The following is a 24,104-nucleotide window of genomic DNA, read 5'->3' on the forward strand; positions in this document are numbered from 1 at the left end:
CCGCCCTGCCGTCACCCGCTCTCGCGGCCCCGAGTGCCAAAATGTTCGTTATGGATCAGTTTTCTGCGGCTGGTAGCCCTCCAGAGGCTCGGGACGTGGCCCCCCGCGACTCCGTCGGCACGGCGAAGTTCGACACCGAGTTCGTACCCGGCGAGTTCGAGCGCGACGGCACGTCCGGCGAAGCTGCCCGTGCCACCGCTCCGGCGGCGGCCGCCGGGGACGAACTCCGGGGGCCCGAGGGCACGGCCGCCGCGGGGCGCGCCGTCCCCCAGTCGGGTACGGCACAGGCATGGGCCGCGCTCGGCGGGGATCCGGCGCTGCTGGCCCGCGCCACCCGCGAACGCCGGCCCGGCCTGCTGCCGTCCGCACTGCCCGTCCAGGAACTCGCCTCTGCGGCGGTGACGGCCTGCTCGCTGGCGGCGGCCGAGTTCTCCTGCGTACGCGCTCGCAGCGCGCTGCTGCCCCCCATCCGGGTGGACGATGGCGCCGTGGCCGCCGCCTTCCGGAGCGACCGGCTGGTACGGATCGACGGCCGGGCGCCGGTCACCTTCGCACCGCTGTCCCGCTTCTGGCGCACCGCGGACGGCTGGGTGCGCACCCACGCCAACTACCCCCACCACCGCGCCCGGCTGCTGTCCGCGCTGGGCATGCCGGACCACGGCCCGGCGGAGGACGAGGCGGCGGCGGGCCGGGTCGCCACCGAACTGGCGGGACGTCAGGCACGGGACGTGGAGGAGGCCGTGTACGGAGAGGGGGGCGTGGCCGTCGCCGCCCGCACCCCCCAGGAGTGGGCGGCACACCCGCAGCGCGCGGCGGTCGCGCCCACCCCGCTGGTCGCACTCAGCAGGCTGGACGGGGCACCGACACTGCCGCTGGAGGGGCCGCCGGGCCCGGGAGGGCTGCGTGGCCTGCGGGTGCTGGACCTCACCCGCGTGCTGGCGGGCCCGGTCGCCACCCGCACGCTCGCGCTGCTGGGCGCGGACGTGCTGCGGATCGACGCACCGGAGCGGCCGGAGTTCCTGGACACCCATGCGGACACCGATCTGGGAAAGCGTTCGACGCTGCTCGACCTCTCCAGCCGGGCCGGGCAGGCCGCCTTCGAGGAGTTGCTGGTGTCCGCGCACGTGGTGGTGACCGGGTACCGGCCGGGTGCGCTGGACCGGTTCGGGCTGGCTCCCGAGTCCCTGATGGACCGCCGGCCGGGCCTCGTGGTGGGCCAGCTCAGCGCGTGGGGCACGACCGGGCCGTGGCAGCGCAGGCGCGGCTTCGACAGTCTGGTGCAGGCCGCGACCGGCATCGGCTTCCTGGAGGCGGCGGGGGCCGCCGGCCGGACGGACGCGGGAGCCAGGACGGCGGATCTGGCACCCGGCGCGCTGCCCACCCAGGCGCTGGACCACGGCACCGGCTACCTGCTGGCCGCGGGGCTGCTGCGGGCCCTCACCGAGCAGCGCACCGGCGCCGCCGGGTCCCGGCTGGTTCGGCTCTCCCTCGCCCGGACCGCGCACTGGCTGCTGCACGACCTGCCCGCGGACCCGGGCGGCGCGGCACGCGAGGCGTCCGGCGCCGGGCGTCCGGCGCCCGACGACTCGCCCTGGCTGACGACGGCGGACAGTCCGCTGGGGCGGTTGCGCTACGCGCTCTCCCCGGTCGGCTTCGGCCCGGCGGACTGCGCAGGGCCCGCGGCGACCGGCTCCGAGGACGGGGAGGACACGCACGACGCCGCGCGCAGCCCCCGCGACTGGGCGCGGGTGACCGGCCAGGTGGGTGGTGACCCGGCAGCGTGGCTTTCCTGAAGTCGATCGCGTGGCTGCCCTGAGGTCGGCGGCACGGCAGTTCTGACGTCCGCCGTACGGGACGGCACGGACTGCGCCGCCTCCCGGTGCTGTCCGCCGTGCGCGCGAGCCGCCGGGGTGTTCGTCCGCGGCGGCGGGCCGCACCGGTCTCCGGGCCCGGCACCACCGGGCGGGCTCGGACGCGGGCGCCACCGGGCGCGCCCCGGGCCCGTACGTCCCGGGGCCGGGGCCCGTACGCCTCGGACCCGTACGCCTCGGGCCTGCGCGTTTCGGGCCTGCGCGTTTCGGGCCTGTCCGGCCCCGTACGTCAGGCGCGCGGTGCCTCCGGCCCCTGCGCGGCCGAACCCCGGACTTCCCGGCATCCAGCCGTCCCGAACCTGCTGCGTCCGGCCGGACACACCTTCCCGGAGCCGGTCGCGTACCCCGCGCTGCGGAGCGCGGGGGCCGGCTGCGGGGCCGCGGTCAGGGGCTGCCGGGGGCGCCGAGCAGCCACTCGCCGAACACGACGAGGACGAAGCCGAGTCCGAGTACCGCCGTGGCCACCCGGGTGCGGCCCCGGCGGCTGAGCACGATGGCGGTGCCGGAGAGGATCAGCGCGAGGCCGTAGAAGCCGACGGTGAGCACCGAGGGCGCCGAACGCAGCCGGACGACCAGTGCGACGGCCACCGCGAGCATGACGACTGCGGACAGGGCTATGCGTATGCGGCGTGCCTGACGCGGCGTCAGTGCTGGTCGTTCCACCGCGGCTCCCTCCGGTTCCCCGGGCTCGCGCGCCTCCGGCTCCCCGGCCCGGCGGGCCTCATCGTCCGGACCGGTGGGTCCGGACCGACCGTCGTGCCCGGTGGCCGCGGACAGCCTGTCAGGCGCGGGCCGTTCCCCGGATCCGGCCGGCCCGCCCGGGGCGTGCGCCGCCTCCGGCGCGTCCGCCGCGTTCCGCCCGGCGGAACCGGCGCGCTCGGCGCCGGATGCGGACTCGGGATCGGCACCCGCGGGGTCGCGGTCGTCGGCGCGATCGGCGTCGTCGGCAAGGGCTCGGTCTTCGGTGCGGACGCGGGCTGAGGAGGAGGGGGAATTGGCTTCCGACATGCACGGGAGCGTATCCCTCCCGGGTACCGGGTGGGACCCTCGGCCCACGGCCGTGCCCACCGCGCGCGTCCTTCACTGCTCGTCCGGGGCGCCCTTCGTGCCGCCCGCCCAGGCGCGCAGCGCGTCACGGCTGTCGAACTCGCCGAGGTTGGTGTCGATCGGGTCGCTGGTGTACTGGTGGAAGCGCCAGCGGTGTTTGACGCCGGGTGCACCCGGCTTGCCGTTGTAGTGCGCGATCCACAGGCCGTCGCCCGCGAACGAGGTCTTGTCGCGGTTCAGCCAGAAGTCGACGTTGCAGTACAGCAGGACCTTGTGGCCGGACGCCTTGTCCTGTACGTACTTGATCCACTCGTCCTTCTCGTCGTTGCCGACCGCGGAGTCCTCCCAGTCGAGCGCCAGCATGTCACCGGCGGCGAGGTCGATCTTCGAGAGGAAGTAGTCGGCCTGGGCCTTCATACTGCCCGGCCTGACGAAGTGGTAGAAGCCCGTGACCAGCCCGGCGTCCCGACCGGTCCGGCGCTGCTCGACCCACTTGGGGTTGGTGTAGGACTTCCCCTCGGTGAGCTTGATGAAGACGAACTCGATCCCCCGGGTGCTGTAGTCCTCGGGCTGGTACGAGGCGACATCGATCCCTTTGATCATAACTGTGCGCCACCCACTCTCTTTTCACTCTGCGCACGAGGCTGATTACTCTTCGATACCCGTCGAGCGCCACACCGTACCGCGCGCGGCCCCGGCTCCTGCCGGCAGTCGCATCACGCGGCCCCGGGATCCCCGCGCCCGGCGCGTCGTGGAGTGCGGCGCGTGTGACAAGGGCGCACGATCGGGTACTGCGACACTTGCCCGCGGATTCGCCGCTCCGGCCGCTCCGCGGCAGCGGCGACCCCACCTCGGGCACCGCGAATCGTTACGGAGAGAGAGCGTCATGGCCACCACACGCACCGCCCACACCGTCTGGAACGGGAACCTCTTCGAAGGGTCGGGCACCGTCGGCCTCGACTCCTCCGGCATCGGCCAGTACCCGGTCTCCTGGGCGTCGCGCGCGGAGGAGCCCGGCGGCAGGACCAGCCCCGAGGAGCTCATCGCCGCCGCGCACTCGAGTTGCTTCTCCATGGCGCTCTCCAACGGCCTCAACAGCGCCGGCACCCCGCCCACCACGCTCACGACGAAGGCATCCGTCGACTTCCAACCGGGCACGGGCATCACCGGGATCCATCTCAGCGTGCGGGGCGAGGTGCCCGGCATCGATCAGGCCGCGTTCGCCGCAGCGGCGGCGGAAGCCGCCCGGAACTGCCCCGTCAGCCAGGCGCTGCAGGCGACTCCGATCACCCACGAGGCCGAACTGGTCTGAGCCGCTCGCGCCCCCGACCGCCCCTTCGCGCGGCCCGCCCCCTGAGAGGAGGAGCCTTGCCGGAACTCCCCGAAGTCGAGGCGCTGCGGGACTTCCTGGCCGAGCGGCTGACCGGGCGCACCGTCCGGCGAGTGCTGCCGGTCGCGATCAGCGTGCTCAAGACCTACGATCCGCCGCTGGACGCGCTGGAGGGCCGGGTCTTCACCGGCGTCGCCCGGCACGGCAAGTTCCTCGACCTGGTACTGGGCGGGACGCAGGGGGAGGGACGCCCGCCGGACGGGGAGGAGCTGCACCTGGTCGTCCATCTCGCCAGGGCCGGGTGGCTGCGGTGGCAGGACCCGCTGCCCGCCGCTCCGCCCCGCCCGGGCAAGGGTCCGCTCGCGCTGCGGGTGGTGCTGGCGGGCGAGCCGGCCGAAGGGTTCGACCTGACCGAGGCGGGTACCCGCAAGCGGCTCGCCGTGTACCTGGTGCGGGACCCGGACCAGGTGCCGGGCGTCGCACGGCTCGGGCCCGACCCGCTCTCCCCCTCCTTCGACCGCGAGGCCCTCGCCGCTCTGCTCGCGGGGCAGCGGCACCACATCAAGGGCCTGCTGCGGGACCAGTCGGTGGTCTCCGGCATCGGGAACGCCTATTCGGACGAGATCCTGCACGCGGTGAAGATGTCACCGTTCCGGCTCGCCGCCGATCTCTCCGCGGAGGAGATCAGCTCCTTGCACACGGCGCTGCGGGAGGTCCTCACCGCTGCCGTCGAGCGGGCCCGGGGGCTGTCGGCCGCCGAGCTGAAGGCGGGAAAGCGGCTCGGATTGCGGGTGCACGGCCGCGCGGGCGAGCCGTGCCCGGTGTGCGGGGACACCCTGCGCTCGGTCTCTTTCAGCGACTCCACGCTGGAGTACTGCCCCACCTGCCAGACGAAGGGGAAGCCCCTCGCGGACCGGCGGCTGTCGCGTCTGCTGAAATGAGGGCGGCATCAGCACTACCCGTCGGTAAGGGCTCTGGGGCCCGGAGAGGTTGCTGTGGACGCTGAAGAGACCGGAACTGCGGCGGACGAGAACGCCGCACCGGAGCGCCAGACACGTGAGTTCGATGTCGTCCTGTTCGGGGCGACCGGCTTCGTCGGCGAGCTGACCGCGCGGTACCTGGCGGCGCACGCGCCCGAGAGCTGCCGCTGGGCGCTGGCCGGGCGCAACGAGCGCAAGTTGAAGGAGCTGCGCGAGCGGCTGGCCGCCACCTGCCCGGGCGCGGCCGAGGTGCCGCTGATCACCGCGGACGCCGACGATCCGCGCGCGGCGGCCGAGCTCGCGGCGCGCTCCCGGGTGGTGGCGAGCACGGTCGGGCCCTATCTGCGGTACGGCATCCGCCTGGTGGCCGCGTGCGCCGACGCGGGGACGGACTACCTCGACCTCTCGGGCGAGCCGGAGTTCGTGGATCTGATGTACCTGCGGTACCACTCCCGGGCCCGGCGCACCGGTGCCCGCCTCGTGCACGCCTGCGGGTTCGACTCGGTACCGCACGACCTGGGCGCCCGCTTCACCGTGCAGCAACTGCCGGAGGGGGAACCGCTGAGCGTCGACGGGTTCGTCCGCTCCAACGCGGCCATCTCCGGCGGCACGTTCGCCAGTGCGCTGCTGTCCTTCTCGCGCGCCGACCGGATGGCCCGGACCGCCAAGGACCGCAGGGCCGCCGATCCGCGCCCGGCGGACCGTTCGGTCCGGACGCCCACGGGCCGGGTACGGCACGAGGACGAGTTCGGGCTGTGGGCCGTGCCGCTGCCGACCATCGATGCGCAGATCGTGGGGCGTTCGGCGGCCGCGCTGGAGCGGTACGGCCCGGCGTTCACCTACCGCCACTACGCGGGTGTCCGGCGGCTGCCGGTCGCGCTGGGCGGCATCGCGGGCGTGGGCGGCCTGTTCGCCGCGGCGCAACTGCCGCCGCTGCGCCGGTTCCTCACCTCCCGGCTGGCCTCGGGAGAGGGGCCGGACGAGCGCCGCCGGGCGCGGAGCTGGTTCTCGGTGCGCTTCCTGGGCCGGGGCGGCGGGCGCCGGGTGGTCACCGAGGTCGCGGGCGGTGACCCCGGCTACGACGAGACGGCCAAGATGTTCGCGGAGGCGGCGCTCTGCCTCGCCCACGACGACCTGCCGCCCACCTCGGGCCAGGTGACGACCGCCGTCGCGATGGGCGAGGCGCTGACCGCGCGGCTGATCCGCGCCGGAGTGGAGTTCCGGGTCCTGGAGGACTCCGAGGACTCCGCGGACGCACCGCGCTGAACTGACCGGAGGCTTTCCATGCGAGTCAAGGGTTTCGACCACCTCGTGCTCAAGGTGGCGGATGTCGAGCGGGCGCTGGCGTTCTACTGCGGTCCGCTGGGCCTGGAACCGGTCCGGGTCGAGGAGTGGCGGGCGGGTGCGGTCCCGTTCCCGTCGGTCCGGGTCAGCCCGGTCACGATCATCGACCTGCTCGACCGGTCCGCTGACGCCGCGGAGGGCCGCGCGGCGGGCGGCGCGGCCGGGACGAACGTCGACCACATCTGCCTGGTCGTCGAGCCGCTGGACTGGCGGGCGGTGATCGCCTCGGGCGACTTCCAGGTACTGGAGGGCCCGGTCAGCCGCTTCGGCGCCCGGGGCACAGCGCAGTCGGTCTACGTCCGGGATCCGGACGGCAACACGGTCGAGCTGCGCTGGTATCCGCAGGACGAGGTGGGGGCCCGGGAGGAGGGCTGAGCCTGGGGCAGCGCGGCCCACGGCGGGCCGGCCGGGAACGCGGGCCGGGATTGCAGGTCGAGGTGTGCGCCGCGCCCCGGCCCGCGAGGCGGATCTGCCTCGGTCCACCGCGCTGTCCGGGCTCAGTCCACGGCACCGTCCAGATAGCGCCAGGCGCCGTCCACCCGCACGAACCGGCTGCGCTCCTGCTGTGTCCCCGGAGCGCCGCCGGCTCCGCGGTGGTGGGCGCGGAAGGTGACTGTCCCCTCGCGGTGGAAGGCGCTGCCGCCGGAGGTGTCGAGGATCTCCAGACCTGTCCAGCGCGGCGCGCCGGACAGGTCGAGGTGCGCGGGACGGGTGTCCGGGTGCCAGGTGCGCAGCAGATAGCCGGTGTCCGCCAGCGCGAAGGCGGCGTAGCGGGAGCGCATCAGCTCCTCCGCGGTGGCGGGCACCGCCTCGGCACGGTGGAAGCGGCCGCAGCAGTCCGCGTAGCGGGCCGCCCCGCAGGGGCAGGCGGCGGGGGCGGCGCGGCCGGGACCCGGGCGGTCGGTGGCGGCCGGGCGGTGTGCTGGACGGGCGGTTTTGCGTCGGGGCATGTGTTCATCATGCCGGACCTGTGGACAGCGGGCTGTTCCGGAACCAGCCTTGCGGAACGATCGGTTCGACATGGTTGGTCCGCGGTTCCGGAACGCATATGCGAGGGCGAAGGGGAGAGATGTACCGGCCCGATCTCTCTCCCGTGGCCGACAGCCTCGCGCTGTCCGCGCTGGTGGGAGCGTTGCCCCTGCTCACCCTGTTCGCCCTGCCGGACGGCCTGCGGCTGAAGGCCCACTGGTCGGGGCCGGCCGCGCTGGGCGTTTCGGTGGTGGTGGTGGGTGGCCGTGTGGGCCCACGGCAGCCGCTGCACCTGGCGCTGCTCGCGGGCACGGAGGTGCGGCCTTCGAACTGTTCCCGCTTCGCCCGGCTCGCTGCTCGTGCTGTGCGGGGTGCTGGTGGCCGCCGTACACCGGGGGCGGGCGTCGGACGGGGTGCGCGAGTTCGTCCGGACGGTGGTGACGCTGCGCTGGGCGCTGCTCACGGTGGGGTCGGTGCCGACCCTGGCGCACGTGATGAACCTCTCGGGCCAGACGATCACGATCGGCACCTGGGTCGCGGAGGCGGGCGCCGCCTTCGCGTTCCTCTCGCCGCTCCCGGGCCGGCTGGGTACGGCCGTGCGGTGCGCGCACACCGGCGCCGGAAACGGCTCGCGGCCGCACCGCGGCGGAAAAGCGGCGCAGGGCCCGCACCTCTTCGGTGCGGGCCCTGCGCTCGTCCTGCGCGGCAGGGTGTCAGGCGGGGGTGATGTTCTCCGCCTGGGGGCCCTTCTGGCCCTGGGTGACGTCGAAGTTCACCTTCTGGCCTTCGTGGAGCTCACGGAAGCCCTGGGCGTTGATGTTCGAGTAGTGCGCGAAGACGTCGGCGCCGCCGCCGTCCTGCTCGATGAACCCGAAGCCCTTTTCCGAGTTGAACCACTTCACGGTGCCGGATGCCATGATCTTCTCCTTCAGGGTGGCTGGGAGTCGCACACCTCGTGCGCTCCGCGTCGCCGCAATGACCCCCATCCAGAGAAGCTCCGGAAAACAGAACGCGCCCGAGCCACAAAGCTCAGGCGCGCACACGTATGGGTACCAAAACTGCAACGCCTTCACGATACCACGCGGTGCCGTGCCGGGCCGAGCACGGCTGTCAGCCGTGGTCGTCGTGGCCGGGCACGGTGCCGTCGGGTTTGGCGACGAGCAGCAGTCCCGCCATCCCCATGTCGGAGTGGCTCTGGACGTGGCAGTGGTACATCCACGCGCCCGCACCGGACCCCTCCCCGGCCAGGATCTGGAAACCGAAGGAGTCCCCGGGCCCGGTGATCTTGTTGTCGATGACCGGGCTGGTGTCGTCCGGGCCCGCCAGCATGCCGGTGCGGTTGTCGGCCCAGCGGTGGGCGTGCATATGGAACGTATGGTAGTACTCACCGTGCGTGATCATGATGATCTCGATGCGGTCGCCCACGGTGGCCTCGAAGTCGGGGCCCTTGTCGAGGTTGTTGATGGTCATGTCGTTGAACACGATGGTGAACTGGCGGTCGGGATCGGGCAGGATGTCGCCCTCGCGGCGCACGACGACCGGGCCGTAGAGGCCGTTGCGGATCCCTCCGGTGCCGTGGTCGGTACCGACGACGTGGTCGTGGTAGTGCCAGTATCCGGCGCTGCCGGGACGCCATGTGCCGTCCTTGCGGCGGCCGGGCGCGTGGGTGCGCCAGGTGTAGGTGCGCTTGCCGCCCGGCTCGACGTGGCTCTTGTTCATCCTGGTGCCGTCGCTGGCGATGTCGTAGTCCACGCCGTGCGGGTGGAGGCTGGCCGCCACGTCCATGGTGTTCTCGAACTCGACGTGCAGCGTGTCGCCCTCGACGAGTTCGATCAGCGGGCCGGGGACGGTGGCCTTCCCCTTCTCCAGGCCGTAGCCCATCCTGCCGTCGGGGAGCTTCTCCACGTACATCTTCATCCGCCGGGTCGCGCCGCCCTTGCCCGCGCGGCGGATCGCCGCCGAGCGGGCCGGTGCCGCCTGCGCCGCGGGCGCGCCCGCGGCCAGCGCGCTCCCGCCGACCGCGGCGACCGCGCCCGAGGCCAGCAGACCTCTGCTGAAGGAGCGGCGGCTGTGGGTGCTGGAGTTTCGGGATTCTCGGGTCATCGTTCTCGGTCTCCCCCGGGGGCGTGTGGCCAATGGAGTGCTGAACGGTGCGCCGCGCGATGCGAGTTGCAGGGGACGGTAGCGCCGGAGGCAGCGTTTATCCACACCCAGGACAAAGTTCGTCGGATTACGGTCATAGCTCTTGGCGAACCGCCGAAAGAGGTCTAGCTTCTGCCACGTTTCGGTGACAGAAGAGGGGTGGATCACGCATGCGGCTCCAACCGCACCCAAAACGGGCGAGACCCCGACGCAGCAGGATCGCCGCGCTGCTGGCCGGCGCGCTCGCCGCCGGGCTGCTCGGCGCACCCGCGCTCGCGGCACCACCGCCGGGAGCGCCCGCGCCCAAGCTGGCGCTGCCGAGCCCGCCGGGCGGTGAGGACGTCCGGGTCCTGGTCTTCCACGGCGCGACCGGCGAGGAGTCCCCCACCGTCGACGCCGCGATCGAGGCCATCGAGAAGATCGGGCAGCAGGGCCCGGCCCAGGAGCACTTCACCATCCGGGCGACCGACGATCCGGCGATCTTCACCAAGCCGCGGCTCGGCCGCTTCAACGCGGTGGTCTTCCTGACCGGCGACGGCGACGTGCTCGACCCGGCGCAGGAGGCCGGTCTGGAGAGCTTCATGGAGGCGGGCGGCGGCTTCCTCGGCGTCCACGACGCCGCGCGTGCCGAGCCGTACTCGGAGTGGTTCACCGGGCTGATCGGTGCCCGCCCGGCCGAGCACAGCCCGTCGAAGGTGCAGCGGGCCACCGTCGAGGTCGGCGACCGGCAGCATCCGGCGACCAAGGATCTGCCCGTCGAGTGGAAGCGTCCCGACAGGTGGCTCAACTGGCGGGAGAACCCCTCCGGGAAGGTGCACACCGTCGCACGGCTGCGCACCACCACCTACGACGGCGGCGCGGACGCCGGCGGCTGGGACCACCCGGTCTCCTGGTGCCGCGACTACGACGGCGGACGCTCGTTCTACACGTCCATGGGCGGGACCGCGGCCAGCTTCGCGGAGACGGACTTCCGCACCCATCTGCGGGGTGCCCTGATGTGGACGACGCGGCTGGCGCGCGCCGACTGCCAGGCGGCCATCTCCGCCAACTACGAGGCGAAGCGGCTCACCGAGCCCAACCAGCCCGGGCAGTCCGACCAGATCGGCGAGCCGCACGGTGTGGTGACGGCCGAGGACGGCCGGGTCTTCTACATCGGGCGCGGCGGCGGCGACGCCTCCCAGCCGGTGGTCACCGACTGGGACGACCCCGACATCGGCAAGGGCAAGGGCCAGGTGCACATCTGGGACCCGGAGACGGAGCAGGTGACCCTGGCGGGCGAACTGACGGTCTTCGGCAACAAGGGCGGCGGCGGCGAGCTGGTCAAGAACGAGGAGGGGCTGCTCGGCATCGAGCTGGACCCGGACTTCGCCCGCAACGGCTGGGTCTACCTGCACTACACGCCGCACAGCGAGATCGACCGCGACACACACATGGCGAAGCGGCGTGTCTCCCGGTTCACGCTGGACCAGCAGACCGACAAGCTGGACCTGGACTCGGAGAAGGTGCTGCTCGAGTGGCCGGTGCAGATCCACAGCTGCTGCCACGCGGGCGGCGGCATGGCCTGGGACTCCGAGGACAACCTCTACATCGCCACGGGTGACAACAACTCCTCGCAGTACAGCGACGGCTACTCGGGGAACAATCCGGAGCCGGACTTCAAGGGTGTCTCGTTCGCCGACGCGCGCCGTACCGCGGGCAACACCAACAACCTCAACGGCAAGATCCTGCGCATCCACCCCGAGGGCGACGGCACCTACACCCTCCCCGAGGACAACCTGTTCACCGGCGAGGAGACCGACGAGGGCGGCGGCAAGACCCGGGGCGAGATCTATGTGATGGGAGTCCGCAACCCGGCGCGGATCGCCGTCGACAAGGAGACCGACACGCTCTACGCGGGCTGGGTCGGCCCGGACGCGCAGTCCCCGAGCCCGACCTGGGGCCCGGCCAAGTACGACACCTTCGCCAGGATCACCAGCGCGGGCAACCAGGGCTGGCCGTACTGCATGGGCAACAAGCAGCCCTACCGGGACCGCAACCTGCCCGACCCGAGCAAACCGCTGGGCTGGTACGACTGCGATCATCTGAAGAATGAGTCGCCCAACAACGACGGCCTGGTCAACATCCCGCCGGCCCGCGGGAACAACATCTGGTATTCGCCGCAGGGCGGCGGACCGGACTTCCCCCGGGACGAGAACGGCGTCCCCAGCTACCGGGAGGACGAGCAGCAGCTCACCCTTCCCTGGCTGAAGGGCGGCGGCCAGGCGGCGATGAACGGACCGCTCTACCGGTTCGACGCGGACAACCCGGCGAAGGGCAAGTGGCCCTCGTACTGGGACGGCAAGTGGTTCGTGGGTGACTTCTACGACGGCGACCAGCCGCGGCACGCGCTGGTGATGCCGAAGGGCGACACGGTGGGCGCGCAGCCCGACCACGCCGAGAGCCTGGACGGGATCGTGCCCGTCGGCGAGGGCGGCATCCGCAACCTCATGGACTGGAAGTTCGGACCCGACGGCGCGCTGTACGTCCTGGACTACGGGCGCGGATTCTTCACCTCCGACGACAAGTCCGCGCTGTGGCGGGTGACGTACAAGGGCGGCGAGCCCACACCGAGCCCGGAGGACATGGCCGAGCCGGCACTGCGGAAGGAGACGGTCCGATGAGGGCGAGCGTGCGAGCGGGGCGCCGCGGGAGACGCGAGCGGCACCGGCTGGTGACGGCCCTGCTGGGGGCCCTGGTGATGGTGCTGGGCCTGACCTCCGGTACGGCGTGGGGGCAGGGCACGGCCCTGTCCGGCGCCCGGAGCACGGGGCAGAGCGGCCCGGCCGCCGACGCGCAGGTGCTGACCTGGACGGCGAACGACGACATGACGAAGTACGCCTCGGCGCCCTCGACCGCGGTGGCGGGCAAGGCGACGATCGTCTTCGAGAACAGCGAGGCGACCGGCAACACCACCGGGATGTCGCACACCCTCACCTTCGTCACCTCCGACCCGGACCACAACCAGGACGTGGACCTCAACATCCTGGCCTCGCCCAACGACTCCGAGGGCGGGAAGCACACGGTGGAGGTCACCCTGACCCCGGGGACCTACAAGTACCACTGCACGATCCCCGGGCATCAGCAGATGACCGGAACCCTGGTGGTGACCGGGGACGATCCGGGTGAGGACAGCACGCCGCCCGAGACCTCCGCCGCGGTCGACGGCGACCAGGACGAGGACGGCAACTACCTGGGCAGCGCGACGGTCACGGTCACGGCCTCGGATGCGGATTCGGGTGTCGAAAGCATCGAGTACGCCCTGGACGGCGGCGGCTTCCAGCCCTACACGGCGCCGGTGACGGTGGCCGATGCGGGCGAGCACACCGTCCGCTACCGGGCCGCGGACAAGGCCGGGAACGCGGCGGAGGAGAAGTCGGTCGACTTCACCGTCGTCGAGCCGCCGGACGAGGACACCACGCCGCCGACCGCCCAGGGCAGCGCCTCGGGCAGCAAGAACTCGGACGGCCACTTCATCGGACGGGCGACGGTCACCGTGACGGCAGCGGACGACAAGTCCGGGGTCGAGAGGATCGAGTACTCGCTGGACGGCGCCCCCTACGTCGACTACGCCGAGCCGCTGGTTCTCGACCGGGCCGGGTACCACGCGGTCACCTACCGCGCGGCCGACAAGGCGGGCAACGTCTCGGAGCCGCAGCGGCTGTCGTTCCGGATCGTGGCGGGCGGCGGGGTCCCCGCGCCGGCCTGCCCGGAGTACGACGAGCGGGAGACGGTGATCGTCGGCACCGTGGACACCGGAGTGCCCAACCGCATGACGAAGCGCCGCTGCACCGTCAACGAGCTGATCGAGGACGAGAAGGAGTGGACGTCCCAGGCGCTGTTCCTCAAGCATGTGCGCGGGGTCACCGAAGGGCTGGTCGAGGAGGGCGTCCTCGTACCCCGCGAGCAGAAGCTGATCAACCGCGCCGCCAAGCGCTCCGGGATCGGCACCCCGGGTCAGGAGACCGGCTACCGCGACCTGTTCGACGGCAGCGAGGAGTCCTTCGCCGACTGGGAACAGGTCGGCGGCGGAAAGTTCGGGCTCAACGACGACGGCAGCATGACCAGCGACAGCTCGGTCGAGGGCATGGGCATGCTGTGGTACCCGAAGCGCAAGTACGGGGACTTCTCGCTGAAGCTCCAGTTCCGTGACGACGCGCCGGGGGACGGCCGGGCCAACAGCGGGGTCTTCGCCCGCTTCCCCGACGTGCACGACCACCCGGAGGAGCCGCGGCCGGAGTGGGTGGCCATCAAGTACGGCCATGAGCTGCAGATCCTGGACCGGCCCGACGGGGACATGTACAAGACCGGCTCCGTCTACGGGTTCGACCGCGTCGGCCTGGCGGGCGCGGGCGTCACCCCGAAGGGCACCTGGAACGACTACGAGATCCGGGTGGTGGGCCAGCACTACGAGATCTACCGCAACGGCACGCTGATCAACGAGTTCGACAACAACCGCGGCCAGGTCTTCGAACCGCCGCGCTCCGACGACCCGGGCACCGACGGGCGCCGCTACGCCTCGGGCTATGTGGGCCTCCAGGTCCACAGCACGACGGACGTGGTGTCCTACCGGAACGTACGGATCAAGGAGCTGTAGCAGCAGCGCGACGGCCGGAGCACCAGCGGCCGGGCGGGCGGTACCGGGACTCCGGCGCCGCCCGCCTCCGCTGTCAGGAGCCGCGCTGCTCCGGGATGCCCATCCGGGAGGCGAACTCCTCGGGGGCGCCCTGGTAGCCACGCAGCACCGGCGTGTGGTGCCACTCCCCCGTCCCGCCCCGGGCGAACTCGGCGACGGTGGCCGCGGTCGCGTCCGGGACGCCGGAGAAGTCGTCCTCCGACAGCTCCTCGTAGCCCTCCTTGACCTGTACGGCCGTGCTGGGGACCTGCGCGAACGTCTTGTGCCCCTCGCCCTGCTGGATGGCGACGCCCACCACGACCCGCACGTACTCCTCGGAGAGCCGTTCCAGTTCGAGGGTGAGGACCTCGTCGGAGCCGAAGCCCTGGCCGGTCTTGCTGTCCCGGTTCAGGATGATGGTGCCGTCCGGGGCGCGGCTGTCGAAGTGCACCAGGTAGGCGGGCTCGCCGTAGGGGGCGTCGGCCGTGTAGGTGGCGGCCACTATGTCGAGGTCGTGCTCGGGCTCGCCCAGCGGACTGGGGTCCCACTTGAGGGTGACCTCCACCTTGCCGAGCCCTTTGTTGAGACTGCTCATCCTGCCCCCTCCTCGTGTGCGGCGCGCACGCCGCAACCGACCGGATCTGCACGGCAGTTCCATCCTGCCACGCCGGACGTGAACGCTCAGGAGCGCATCCGGGTGAGACGGGAGCGCTCCAGGCCGGTCCACACGGCGTCCACGGCCGCCGATACGACCCGAGCACGGGGGATCTCGGGCCGGTCGAGCCACCACAGGGCCAGTCCCTGGAGCACGCTGCGGCACACCTCCCAGGCCAGCTCGGCCTCGATGCGCGCATCCCCGTCGGGGGCCGCGTCGAGAGGGATGCCCACCAGCCGGGCGAAGAAGGGGAGCAGGGCCTCGCGGCTGCCGTCGACGACGGCCCGGTGGTCGGCGCGCACCTCGGCGTCCCCGGTGGTGTCACGGAAGAGCATCCGCCAGGCGTAGGGGTGGGTCTCGATGTAGCCGAACCATGCGTCGAAGGCGCGTGTCACCTCCTCGGTGCCCAGTTCGCCGGCGGCGCCGCCGGGTGCGGGCAGCCGCGCGCGCCACAGCTCGCGGAGCTCGGCGAAGTGCCGCTCCAGCAGGCGGCGGTGGAGTTCCCGCTTGGAGGAGAAGTGGTCGTAGACCACGGGCACCGAGACGCCCGAGCGCCGGGCGATCTCGTCCATGGAGGCCCGCTGGTAGCCGTGTGCGGCGAAGACCTCGGTGGCGGCCTCCTCGATCACGGTGCGGCGCTGCTGGGCGCTCATGCGCTTGCGGGGGTGCGCTGTTGACAACCTAGCGTTCCTTAGGTTTAGCCTGGGACCGGTTACCTAGCAATTACTAGGTTACCGGCAGGCTACGGCCTGCCCGGCACTCCGACAAGGGGCAGCGGCAGCGATGAGCAGCGGTGACGAGCGGTACGACGTGATCGTGGTCGGCGCCCGGTGCGCGGGCGCACCACTGGCGGCGCTGCTGGCCCGGCAGGGGTTCGAGGTGTGCCTGGTGGAGAAGGCGGAGCTGCCCGGCGACACACCCTCGACCCACATCTTCGAGGCGGACGCGCTGGCCTTCCTGGCGGACCTCGGCGTCTTGGAGGAGCTGCGGGCCACCGGCGCCCCGCTGATCGCGCGGGCCGACGCGCGCGTGGGCGACCTGCGCTGGCCCGCAACCTGGCCGGTGCGCCCGGGCGACCCGGGCGGGGTGATGTCGGTGCGCCGCTTCCGGCTCGATCCGGTGCTCGTCGACGCGGCCCGCGCCGCGGGGGCCGACGTCGCCACCGGGACGGCGGTCACCGACCTGGTCAGGGACGAGGACGGCAGGGTGGCGGGCGTGCGGGTCTCCCCTCCCACGGGGGGCGGGGAGACCCGCGGCGGCGCGGGAACCGGGCGGGTGCTGCGGGCCCGGCTGGTGGTGGGCGCCGACGGCCGGTCCTCCACGGTCGCGCGCCTGGCGGGCGCCCGCTCCTACCATGTGACACCGAACCAGTTCGCACTCTTCTGGGGCTACTTCGCCGGAGCGACGGGCGGTGCGGAACCGACCTTCGTCTTCCACCGCTGGGCCGACCGCGTCGTGCTCGGCTGTCCCACCGACGACGGGCTCTACCAGGTGCAGGTGGGCGTGGACCCGGCACGGCTGCGCGCGTTCCGCGCCGGACTGCCCGGCAGCCTGCTGGAGTACGCGCGGGCCGCCAAACCGGTCGCCGAGGCGCTGGCCGACGCCCGGCCGGTGGGCGAGCCGCGAGGGACGACGCACTGGAAGGGCTACTTCCGCGAACCGGCCGGGCCCGGCTGGGTACTGGCCGGGGACGCGGGGCACTTCAAGGACCCCACGGCCGGACGCGGAATCGGCGACGCCTTCCTCCAGGCGGCCGAACTGGCGCGGACCCTGGCCGAACACCTCGCGCGGAGTACGGAAGAACTGGACGCGGCGCTGCACCGCTGGGGAGCCTGGCGGGACGCGGAATTCGTGGAACCGTACTGGTTCGCGGCCGACATCGGCAGCCTGGCACCACTGCCCGCCGTACTGCCCGAGGTGCTGCGGGGCATGCGGCGCGCGGGTACGGCCGACAGCCTCTTCGAACTGGTCAACCACCGGGCGAAACCCACCGACATCCTCACCGGGCCGCGGGTGCTCGGCGCGGTGGGCCGGCTGCTGGCCCGGGGCCGGGTGGGCGTCCTGCGGGAGGTGGCCCGGTTGGCCGCCGACGACCGGCGGCGGCGCGCGCTGGCCCGCCGTCCCCGGTACGAGACGGGCTGAGCGCCGCCTGGCGCCCTGCCCGCCGGTCCGCCGCCGCGCGCTCACCCAGTCGCCGGTTCCTCCCCACGGGTCCGGCCGGGCCGCCGGGAACGGTAGCGTGACCGTTCGATCATGACCAGCGGTCCCGGCGCGTCAGTCGGCGGGCCGGGAACGGGGCAGCACGAGGGTGTACGCGGTAGGCGAGCAGGACGATCACGACGACATCTTCCCGATCGTCGAGCACGACGGCGAGGAGCACTGGGAGGCCCCGGGCGATCTGGAACGGCGGCTGTACAAGCTGCACGAGGTCGACGAGAGCTACACCTACCTGCGCACCCTCGCCGAGAACGGCGTCTACCACCCCATGCCGATCGAGCAGACCGTCCGCGACCCCGCCGGACGGCGGCCGGTCACCAGCGAGATCACCGGCGCGGACGGCGTCACCCGCACCGTCGCACAGGTCTACACCGACGGCCTGCTGCCGCGGCCGCACCCGTATGTGGTCTTCGAGTTCATCACGCTCGGCACCCTCGCCGACATCCTGCCGCCCGAGGTCGAGGTGCTCGTCGTCAACGGCGCGACGCCCTGCCAGGAGCTGTTCCAGGTGGACGAGGAGGAGCGGGAGGTCTGGGCGGAGCTGCACGAGGAACTGTTCGATCCGCACGCGCTCACCGACCGCCTCGTCGCCCGGCGGACCGGAGCCCCGGAGACCGGTCCGCTGCTGCACGGTCTCGCCTGCGGGGCACACCTGTGCTTCGGCAACGGCGATCCCTGGAACACGCTGGACTGGCACGGCGCCGGCTACAGCAACGAGGTCGAGCGGCTGGCGGAGTCCTGGGGCGTCGAGAGCCGGGAGGACTGGCTGGAGACCGAACAGCGGCTGCTGGAGTGCGAGGTCAGCCCGTGGTACTGGGACTTCGTCCTCGGGGCCCGCCTCGCGCTGGAGAAGGAGCAGCACAGCCGGGGCCCGGTGGACGCCGGGCAGTGGCGGGACTGCGTGGAGGCGACGCTGCGCCGGGTCGTCGAGGCCCCCGAGGGGCCGGACTTCGACGCCTTCCTGACGGACCTGCGTGCACTCGTGGGCAAGGTCCTGCGGTACGAGGCACGCTTCCGCGCCGACGGGCTGATCGGTCCGGACGAGGTGATCCGCACCGTCGCCGCCTGGGACCTGGGCCGGGCCTCCAAGATGGCCCGCTGGGGGCGGGGGGCCCGCTACGCGACCCGCGCCGAGATGTACGACGCGATCGAGCGGGTCAGCACCGGCGTGCGGAGCACCTACCGTTCCTGGGCGGAGTTCTCGGCGGCCTATGTGATGGGCCGCTGCCTGCACTTCGACGAGGAACGGTTCGGCACCTGGTACACCGACGTGCTGGAAGCGCACCGGGCGCTGCTGAGGGCACCGCGCAGCCCCTGGCGGACGGTGCCGTTCCGGCTTCCGGACTGACGGTGCGGGCCCGCCGGGATGCTCCTATGGATGTCAGTCCCGGACCGCCGCCACCGCCTCGATCTCGACCAGTTGGCCGGAATACCCCAGCACGGTGACGCCCAGCAGCGTGCTGGGCACGTCGTGGTCGCCCACGGCCTCGCGGTACACCTCCCAGGCCGCCGACAGGTCGCCCTGGCTGCCGGAGGCCACCAGGACCCGGGTGCTGATCAGATCCCGCAGGTCGGCGCCCGCGTCGTGCAGTGCGGTGCGCAGGTTCTCGACCGCGCGGGCAGTCTGGCCCGCGTAGTCGCCGACGGGGGTGACGGTGCCGTCGTCCGCCAGCGGACAGGCGCCCGCGAGGAAGATCAGGCGCGCGTCGGGCGGTGCCGTGGCCGCGTACGCGTACTCGGCCACGTCGGAGAGGCTCCGGGAGCGGATCAGGGTCACGGCGCGGGCCACGGGTGTTCCCTTCGCAGGTACGGCAGTTCTCCCCCGTACCCCACCGCAGCCCGGCAGACGGTGCAACCGGATTCCGCCGCGTGCAAGCCCGTTCCCGGCGCTCGGCACACGGCTCGAGGCGGCCGATCGGCTCCCCGTCGCAGAACTCGAGGAAGCCCCTGGGTCCGGTCCGGCGCTCCCCGCCCGGAGCGGGCGGCGGGGAAGGGCCCCCGAGCGTCCGGGAGCCCGCTTCGCACGTCGCCCTCCGCCGGCGGGCGCTCGCGGGCGGCGCCGCGGGCGGCGTGCCGGCTCATCGTCCGGGTGCTGCGGCGTCCTCGTTGCGCAGGTCCCGGATCCGGCGGAACTTCCCGACGGAACGCTCGATGGTCTCCGGGTCGACCACGCGGGCCTCCACCGCCACCCCGATGCCGTCCTTGACGCGCCGTACGAGCGCGGTCTCGGCCGCGGCCCGGTCGGCGGGGGTGGCCGACGGACGGGCCTCCACGAGCACGCTGAGGTGGTCCAGCCGCCCCTGCCGGGTGAGCTGGAGCTGGAAGTGCGGGGCCACGGCGGGCAGGTCCAGCACGATCTCCTCGATCTGGCTGGGGAAGACATTGACCCCACGCAGGATGATCATGTCGTCGCTGCGGCCGGTGATCTTCTGGATGCGGCGGAACGCGGGGCGCGCGGTGCCGGGCAGCAGCCGGGTCAGATCGCGGGTGCGGTAGCGGACGACCGGCAGTGCCTCCTTCGTCAGCGTCGTCAGCACGAGTTCGCCCGGCTCCCCGGAGGGCTGCGGCTCCTCCCCCAGCGGGTCGACGATCTCCGGGTAGATGTGGTCCTCCCACAGATGGAGGCCGTCCTTGGTCTCCACGCACTCCTGGGCGACACCCGGCCCCATCACCTCCGACAGCCCGTAGATGTCGACGGCGTGCAGAGCGAACCGCTCCTCGATCTCCCGCCGCATCGCCTCCGTCCAGGGCTCGGCACCGAAGATGCCCACGCGCAGGGAGGTGCCGCGCGGGTCGATGCCCTGGCGCTCGAACTCGTCCAGCAGCGTGAGCATGTAGGTGGGCGTGACCATGATGATCTCGGGCCGGAAGTCCTGGATGAGCTGCACCTGCCGTGCCGTCATCCCTCCCGAGGCCGGGACGACGGTGCACCCGGCGCGCTCGGCACCGTAATGCGCCCCCAGGCCGCCCGTGAACAGCCCGTATCCGTAGGAGACATGCACCTTGTGCCCGGGACGGCCGCCCGCCGCCCGGATGCAGCGGGCCACCAGGTCGGCCCAGGTGTCGAGATCCCGCTGGGTGTACCCGACCACGGTCGGGCGGCCCGTCGAACCGCTGGAGGCGTGGATGCGCCGCACGTCCTCCATCGGCACGCCGAACATGCCGAACGGATACGTGTCGCGCAGATCGGACTTGGTCGTGAAGGGGAACTTCGCCAGGTCCTCCAGGGTGCGGCAGTCCGCGGGCCGCACACCGGCCTCGTCGAACTTCTTCCGGTACAGCTCGACGTCCTGGTAGGCGTGCCGGAGGGTGGCCTGGAGGCGCTCCAGTTGCACCTGCCGCAGTTCCTCCGTGCTCAGCCGCTCCCCGGCGTCCAGCAGTTCGTCCGTCATCGCTGCTCCCCGTTCACTTCACAGGCGTGGTGGTGCGACTGCGCCCTCTGAACTCCGCGACCACCTGCTCACCGCGCAGCACGGTCACGTCATAGAGGCCGCTGCGGCCGTAGCGGGTGCGCTCCCGGGCGACGGCGAGCAACTCGTCGCCCTCCCAGGCGGGCGCCACGAAGGTGATGTCCGCGCCCGCAGCCACGGTCACCGGGCCGTGGCTGTTGCAGGCGCAGGCGAATGCGGTGTCCGCGAGCAGGAAGAGATGGCCGCCGTGCGCGGTGCCGTGCCCGTTGACCATGTCGCCGGTCACCCGCATCCGCACGGTGGCGAACCCCGCGCCGTCCTCCACCAGTTCGATCCCGAGGGCGCGGGAGGCCCGATCGGCGCCGAGCATCTCCTCCACGGGGCTGTTCTCCGCCCCCGCACCGTTCCCCACCTGCGACCTCCCGCTCCTGGCCGGACACCGACCGAACATTCGGTGTGCCCAGTAATCCAGTGCGGGGACCGGACTGTCAAGAGAGTCGGCACGGACTTCTCCGGCCGGCATCCCCTTCCCTCCGCCCCGGGAACCGAACACCGGCCCGGCAGCGTGGAACGACACGGCCGGGCTGGTCAGCCCGGCGATTCCGGACCGAGGGCACCGTTCCCACGGCCGAAGCGAGGGGAAACGGCGGACGATGGACCTGAGGGCGCACATAGCCGAGACGCGGGCCGGAGCGGGCGACCCCGCCACGCTGCTCGGCGAGTTCCGGAGGGCGGCGGTCCTGGTGCCCACCGCGGGGCAGTTGGAGGACCGGTTGCTGGCACGGTCGTTCGGCGGGGTGCACTGGATTCTCGCGTTCACGGACGAAGCGGCCCTGGCACAGTTCGCCGGTCGGAGCGGCGCTGCACCGGACCAGCCCTGGCCGTACGTCGCGGTTCTGGGCGCCCGCCTGCTGGACGTCGTGATCCCCGCCCTCGGTCGCCCCGCGGGCGTCGCGGTGGACCTCGCGGACGAGGAGGGCTCCATGCTCTTCCCGCCCGCCCCGGGAATCGTCCCGGCCGAGGTGGCCGTGCACGGAACCGACGGGGAAGAAGCCGCCTGATGGGGGACGACGGCCGGCAGGACGGCGTCAAGTGGAACGAGGAGTCCCTCAGCCTGATCGAGAAGGGGCTGGCGGGAGCCGTCGACGAGCTGAAGGCATCGGGCAGTTCGGCGACCTCGTCTCTCCAGGGCGCCGGCTTCGAAGAGCTGTCCCTGACCGGGATGGAGGCCGGGGACGGCGGGGTGGCGGTCGACTTCGAGGACTTCTGCGAGAGGTGGGAGTGGGGCGTGCGCGCCCTGGTGCAGAACGCCAACGCGCTGGCCGAACGGCTCGGCCTGTCGGCGGGCATGGCCTACGAGGAGGACCGGTACGCGGCCGGGGCGCTGAAGGTCGGTCTCAACTCGTTGGTGGGCAATCCGCACGCGACCGAGGAGGACGTCTCGGCACAGGGCTGGGGCGACATCCTCACCCCGGATGCACCGGACTACAGCAAGGACTCCTTCCGGCAGGCCAAGGAGGACATCGTCCAGGACTGGAAGGACACCGGGCGCGATCTGAGCACCAAGGGGTACGGCGGCATGCAGATGGACCGGTTCCAGGAAGCGGCCGGGCTCGACGACGAGCAGATGGATGCGGCACTGGACCGCGCCTACGGTCCGTCGCCCGAGGAGCGGGCGGCCTCGACGGCGCAGCGGAACAACGGGGGTGGGAACTGATGGGCTGGCGGGATTTCGTACCGGACTGCGTCGAGGACAAGGCCGAGGACCTCGTCGAAGGCGCGGGGGATCTCGTCGAGGGCGCGGGCAACTGGACCGGTGACCGGCTGGACGACGTCGGCTGGGAGAGCGGCGGCGACTGGGTGCGGGACAAGTCCCGCTCGGCAGCCAACGCGATGGGCGCCGAGACGGCCGAGTTCCAGTTGGACGAGACCGAGGACCCCAAGAAGCTGGTCTACGGCAGCCCCAGCAAGATCCGTTCGACGGCCGAGCACATCACCAACCTCAAGACGGCGTTCGACAACGTCGCCAAGGGTCTCAAGGGGCTGCACAAGGGCACGCTGAAGGGCAAGGCCGCCGACGCCTTCTGGGAGAAGGTGGGCCTGGAGCCCGCCAAGTGGGTCAAGGCCGCACACGCCTGCGAGAAGGCTGCCGGAGCGCTGGAGGATTTCGCCCACACGGTGGAATGGGCCCAGGGCCAGGCCCGTGAGGCGGTGGCCAAGTACAAGAACGACAAGAAGCAGGACGCCGAGGACCAGCTCCAGGAGGCCCGCTCCCAGCGCAACGCCGCCGCCGGCCGGGCGCAGAAGGCGATCAGAGCCGCACGGGACTCGGCGCCGCCCAAGCCCGACTACTGGGATCAGGCGAACGACGGTCTTCAGGGCCTGCAGCTCGATGCCGTGCATCTCTCCGGCGGCATCGTCAAGGGCACGGCCGGTCTGGTCAACTTCGTCCGCAGCGTCAACCCCACTGACCCCTACAACATCACCCACCCCGCCGAATACCTCACCAGTCTCAACTCGACCGCAACCGGTCTGCTGCGCGTCGCCAATGACCCGGTCGGCACCGGCAAGCGGATGTGGGACACCTTCCAGAAGGACCCCGCCGAGGGGACCGGCCGTCTCATTCCCGAACTGCTGGGAACCAAGGGCGCCGGGATAGCACTGAAGGCGGGGCGTGCCGGCAGGCTGGCCAAACTCGCCGACGATCTGCCCACCGGCCGCCGGGCGCTCGACGGGAAGGGCGCGGAAGCCTCGGCCAGAGGAGCGAAGGAGACCCCCTGCAAGGGGACCGACCCGGTGGACCTGGCCACCGGGAGGATGTACCTCCCGCAGACGGACCTGTCCCTGCCGGGCACCCTGCCGCTCACCTTCGCCCGCCGCGTCGAGTCCGGCTACACCCTCGGCCGCTGGTTCGGCCCGTCGTGGAGCTCCACGGTGGACCAGCGGCTGGAGGTCGACCCGGAGGGCGTCGTCCTCGTCGCCGAGGACGGCCGCCTGCTCACCTTCCCGCACCCCGCTCCCGGCGTCCCCACCCTGCCGTCGGCCGGACCGGCCCGGATGCTGCTGGAGCGCACCCCGGACGGCGGATACACACTGACGGACCCGGACACCGGCTGGGTACGGCACTTCGCCCCGCCGCAAGGGGGCACGTCGGAGGACGGCGCGGCCCGGATCGAGCAGATCACCGACCGCAACAGCAACAGCATCACCTTCGAGTACGACGAACAGACCGGCGCACCCCTGCGCCTCGTCCACAGCGGCGGCTACACCGTGCGGCTGACGGTCGAGGACGACCGCGTGACCGCGCTGTCCCTCGCCGGGGCCGACGCCGACACGACGGTGCTGCGCTACGCCTACACCGACGGCAACCTGACCGACGTCACAGGCTCCTCCGGACTGCCACTGCGCTTCGAGTACGACGACGAACAGCGCGTGGTGTCCTGGACCGACACCAACGACCGCCGCTACGACTACGTCTACGACAACCT

Annotated in this window: 23 protein-coding genes and 1 pseudogene; 14 read left to right on the top strand and 10 right to left on the bottom strand. The window is 72.3% G+C overall.

All coding sequences use genetic code 11. The features are described from left to right. The first annotated feature begins 95 nt into the window (after nt 1–95). Nucleotides 96–1,793, top strand: a complete 1,698-nt coding sequence (locus BMX65_RS15780) for a CoA transferase (RefSeq protein WP_079171909.1) — start codon at nt 96–98, stop codon at nt 1,791–1,793. Between the two features lie 462 nt (nt 1,794–2,255). Here the strand turns inward: BMX65_RS15780 and BMX65_RS15785 are convergent, their stop codons facing one another. Further along, nucleotides 2,256–2,534, bottom strand: a complete 279-nt coding sequence (locus BMX65_RS15785) for a hypothetical protein (RefSeq protein WP_177214277.1) — start codon at nt 2,532–2,534, stop codon at nt 2,256–2,258. Between the two features lie 162 nt (nt 2,535–2,696). On the opposite strand from BMX65_RS15785, the gene BMX65_RS32890 reads away from it, so the two are divergent. Next, nucleotides 2,697–2,852 carry a hypothetical protein gene (locus BMX65_RS32890; protein ID WP_162637650.1) on the top strand — a complete coding sequence of 52 codons (156 nt, stop codon included), beginning with the start codon at nt 2,697–2,699 and terminating at the stop codon, nt 2,850–2,852. A gap of 99 nt (nt 2,853–2,951) precedes the next feature. On the opposite strand, the gene BMX65_RS15790 is transcribed toward BMX65_RS32890, so the two are convergent. After that, nucleotides 2,952–3,521 carry a glycoside hydrolase family 25 protein gene (locus BMX65_RS15790; RefSeq protein WP_075000901.1) on the bottom strand — a complete coding sequence of 190 codons (570 nt, stop codon included), beginning with the start codon at nt 3,519–3,521 and terminating at the stop codon, nt 2,952–2,954. Nucleotides 3,522–3,804: 283 nt separating this feature from the next. On the opposite strand from BMX65_RS15790, the gene BMX65_RS15795 reads away from it, so the two are divergent. From BMX65_RS15795 to BMX65_RS15810, 4 genes are read left to right on the top strand one after another with little or no spacing between them, the layout of a single operon-like run. After that, nucleotides 3,805–4,230: an OsmC family peroxiredoxin gene (locus BMX65_RS15795; protein WP_075000902.1), complete on the top strand. Its 426-nt coding sequence runs from the start codon at nt 3,805–3,807 to the stop codon at nt 4,228–4,230. A gap of 56 nt (nt 4,231–4,286) precedes the next feature. Beyond that, nucleotides 4,287–5,189 carry an Fpg/Nei family DNA glycosylase gene (locus BMX65_RS15800; protein ID WP_075000903.1) on the top strand — a complete coding sequence of 301 codons (903 nt, stop codon included), beginning with the start codon at nt 4,287–4,289 and terminating at the stop codon, nt 5,187–5,189. 54 nt (nt 5,190–5,243) lie between these two features. After that, nucleotides 5,244–6,494: a saccharopine dehydrogenase family protein gene (locus BMX65_RS15805; RefSeq protein ID WP_075000904.1), complete on the top strand. Its 1,251-nt coding sequence runs from the start codon at nt 5,244–5,246 to the stop codon at nt 6,492–6,494. Between the two features lie 18 nt (nt 6,495–6,512). Then, entirely contained in the window at nt 6,513–6,947 is a 435-nt protein-coding gene (locus tag BMX65_RS15810) for a VOC family protein (protein WP_075000905.1), read from the top strand. 122 nt (nt 6,948–7,069) lie between these two features. Here the strand turns inward: BMX65_RS15810 and BMX65_RS15815 are convergent, their stop codons facing one another. Next, nucleotides 7,070–7,522 carry a YchJ family protein gene (locus BMX65_RS15815; protein WP_075000906.1) on the bottom strand — a complete coding sequence of 151 codons (453 nt, stop codon included), beginning with the start codon at nt 7,520–7,522 and terminating at the stop codon, nt 7,070–7,072. A gap of 396 nt (nt 7,523–7,918) precedes the next feature. Between BMX65_RS15815 and BMX65_RS34295 the strand changes: the two are divergent. Then, nucleotides 7,919–8,077 (top strand): annotated as a pseudogene (locus tag BMX65_RS34295) (hypothetical protein); the annotation flags it as partial. Between the two features lie 177 nt (nt 8,078–8,254). Here the strand turns inward: BMX65_RS34295 and BMX65_RS15825 are convergent. Both BMX65_RS15825 and BMX65_RS15830 read right to left on the bottom strand, forming a co-directional pair. After that, nucleotides 8,255–8,458, bottom strand: coding sequence for a cold-shock protein (locus tag BMX65_RS15825; RefSeq protein WP_075000907.1), 204 nt, complete (start codon nt 8,456–8,458; stop codon nt 8,255–8,257). A 193-nt stretch (nt 8,459–8,651) separates the two neighbouring features. Further along, nucleotides 8,652–9,644, bottom strand: coding sequence for a multicopper oxidase domain-containing protein (locus BMX65_RS15830; protein ID WP_075000908.1), 993 nt, complete (start codon nt 9,642–9,644; stop codon nt 8,652–8,654). A gap of 209 nt (nt 9,645–9,853) precedes the next feature. On the opposite strand from BMX65_RS15830, the gene BMX65_RS15835 reads away from it, so the two are divergent. Then, nucleotides 9,854–12,343 carry a ThuA domain-containing protein gene (locus BMX65_RS15835; protein ID WP_075000909.1) on the top strand — a complete coding sequence of 830 codons (2,490 nt, stop codon included), beginning with the start codon at nt 9,854–9,856 and terminating at the stop codon, nt 12,341–12,343. Then, nucleotides 12,340–14,316, top strand: a complete 1,977-nt coding sequence (locus tag BMX65_RS15840; protein ID WP_075000910.1) for an OmpL47-type beta-barrel domain-containing protein — start codon at nt 12,340–12,342, stop codon at nt 14,314–14,316. The genes BMX65_RS15835 and BMX65_RS15840 overlap by 4 nt, the downstream gene beginning before the upstream one ends. A gap of 73 nt (nt 14,317–14,389) precedes the next feature. Here the strand turns inward: BMX65_RS15840 and BMX65_RS15845 are convergent, their stop codons facing one another. Continuing rightward, nucleotides 14,390–14,929, bottom strand: a complete 540-nt coding sequence (locus BMX65_RS15845) for a TerD family protein (RefSeq protein ID WP_075000911.1) — start codon at nt 14,927–14,929, stop codon at nt 14,390–14,392. A gap of 86 nt (nt 14,930–15,015) precedes the next feature. Next, entirely contained in the window at nt 15,016–15,669 is a 654-nt protein-coding gene (locus BMX65_RS15850) for a TetR/AcrR family transcriptional regulator (protein WP_143081850.1), read from the bottom strand. Between the two features lie 103 nt (nt 15,670–15,772). Between BMX65_RS15850 and BMX65_RS15855 the strand changes: the two genes are divergently transcribed. After that, nucleotides 15,773–17,131, top strand: a complete 1,359-nt coding sequence (locus tag BMX65_RS15855) for an NAD(P)/FAD-dependent oxidoreductase (RefSeq protein WP_075000913.1) — start codon at nt 15,773–15,775, stop codon at nt 17,129–17,131. A gap of 166 nt (nt 17,132–17,297) precedes the next feature. Continuing rightward, nucleotides 17,298–18,554: a DUF1266 domain-containing protein gene (locus tag BMX65_RS15860; protein ID WP_075000914.1), complete on the top strand. Its 1,257-nt coding sequence runs from the start codon at nt 17,298–17,300 to the stop codon at nt 18,552–18,554. 33 nt (nt 18,555–18,587) lie between these two features. On the opposite strand, the gene BMX65_RS15865 is transcribed toward BMX65_RS15860, so the two are convergent. From BMX65_RS15865 to paaI, 3 genes are all read right to left on the bottom strand, one after another. Next, entirely contained in the window at nt 18,588–18,995 is a 408-nt protein-coding gene (locus BMX65_RS15865; RefSeq protein WP_075000915.1) for a RidA family protein, read from the bottom strand. A gap of 289 nt (nt 18,996–19,284) precedes the next feature. Beyond that, on the bottom strand, nt 19,285–20,598 hold the full coding sequence (gene paaK / locus BMX65_RS15870; protein ID WP_075000916.1) for a phenylacetate--CoA ligase PaaK: 1,314 nt from the start codon (nt 20,596–20,598) through the stop codon (nt 19,285–19,287). A 13-nt stretch (nt 20,599–20,611) separates the two neighbouring features. Further along, complete coding sequence (paaI, locus tag BMX65_RS15875) at nt 20,612–20,986, bottom strand: hydroxyphenylacetyl-CoA thioesterase PaaI (protein WP_075000959.1); 375 nt, start codon at nt 20,984–20,986, stop codon at nt 20,612–20,614. A gap of 283 nt (nt 20,987–21,269) precedes the next feature. On the opposite strand from paaI, the gene BMX65_RS15880 reads away from it, so the two are divergent. The 3 genes from BMX65_RS15880 to BMX65_RS15890 all read left to right on the top strand — a co-directional run. Continuing rightward, nucleotides 21,270–21,677: an SseB family protein gene (locus tag BMX65_RS15880; RefSeq protein WP_075000917.1), complete on the top strand. Its 408-nt coding sequence runs from the start codon at nt 21,270–21,272 to the stop codon at nt 21,675–21,677. Next, nucleotides 21,677–22,333 (top strand): hypothetical protein, encoded by a 657-nt coding sequence (locus BMX65_RS15885; RefSeq protein ID WP_075000918.1) that lies wholly within the window; start codon nt 21,677–21,679, stop codon nt 22,331–22,333. Before BMX65_RS15880 ends, BMX65_RS15885 begins: the two co-directional genes overlap by 1 nt. Then, nucleotides 22,333–24,104, top strand: a 1,772-nt coding sequence (locus BMX65_RS15890) for a putative T7SS-secreted protein (RefSeq protein ID WP_143081851.1), incomplete at its 3' end; no start/stop codon positions are given. The genes BMX65_RS15885 and BMX65_RS15890, both read left to right, overlap by 1 nt.

The sequence above is a fragment of the Streptomyces qinglanensis genome (assembly GCF_900111245.1).
Taxonomy (GTDB): domain Bacteria; phylum Actinomycetota; class Actinomycetes; order Streptomycetales; family Streptomycetaceae; genus Streptomyces; species Streptomyces qinglanensis.

Excerpts from the sequence above, each read along its gene's own strand:
- BMX65_RS15855 (WP_075000913.1), top strand. The coding sequence starts at position 15,773 with ATGAGCAGCGGTGACGAGCGGTACGACGTGATCGTGGTCGGCGCCCGG.
- BMX65_RS15790 (WP_075000901.1), bottom strand. The coding sequence starts at position 3,521 with ATGATCAAAGGGATCGATGTCGCCTCGTACCAGCCCGAGGACTACAGC.
- BMX65_RS15830 (WP_075000908.1), bottom strand. The coding sequence starts at position 9,644 with ATGACCCGAGAATCCCGAAACTCCAGCACCCACAGCCGCCGCTCCTTC.
- BMX65_RS15825 (WP_075000907.1), bottom strand. The coding sequence starts at position 8,458 with ATGGCATCCGGCACCGTGAAGTGGTTCAACTCGGAAAAGGGCTTCGGG.
- BMX65_RS15835 (WP_075000909.1), top strand. The coding sequence starts at position 9,854 with ATGCGGCTCCAACCGCACCCAAAACGGGCGAGACCCCGACGCAGCAGG.
- BMX65_RS15815 (WP_075000906.1), bottom strand. The coding sequence starts at position 7,522 with ATGCCCCGACGCAAAACCGCCCGTCCAGCACACCGCCCGGCCGCCACC.
- BMX65_RS15845 (WP_075000911.1), bottom strand. The coding sequence starts at position 14,929 with ATGAGCAGTCTCAACAAAGGGCTCGGCAAGGTGGAGGTCACCCTCAAG.
- BMX65_RS15880 (WP_075000917.1), top strand. The coding sequence starts at position 21,270 with ATGGACCTGAGGGCGCACATAGCCGAGACGCGGGCCGGAGCGGGCGAC.
- BMX65_RS15840 (WP_075000910.1), top strand. The coding sequence starts at position 12,340 with ATGAGGGCGAGCGTGCGAGCGGGGCGCCGCGGGAGACGCGAGCGGCAC.
- BMX65_RS15795 (WP_075000902.1), top strand. The coding sequence starts at position 3,805 with ATGGCCACCACACGCACCGCCCACACCGTCTGGAACGGGAACCTCTTC.
- BMX65_RS15810 (WP_075000905.1), top strand. The coding sequence starts at position 6,513 with ATGCGAGTCAAGGGTTTCGACCACCTCGTGCTCAAGGTGGCGGATGTC.
- BMX65_RS15885 (WP_075000918.1), top strand. The coding sequence starts at position 21,677 with ATGGGGGACGACGGCCGGCAGGACGGCGTCAAGTGGAACGAGGAGTCC.
- paaI (WP_075000959.1), bottom strand. The coding sequence starts at position 20,986 with ATGCTCGGCGCCGATCGGGCCTCCCGCGCCCTCGGGATCGAACTGGTG.
- paaK (WP_075000916.1), bottom strand. The coding sequence starts at position 20,598 with ATGACGGACGAACTGCTGGACGCCGGGGAGCGGCTGAGCACGGAGGAA.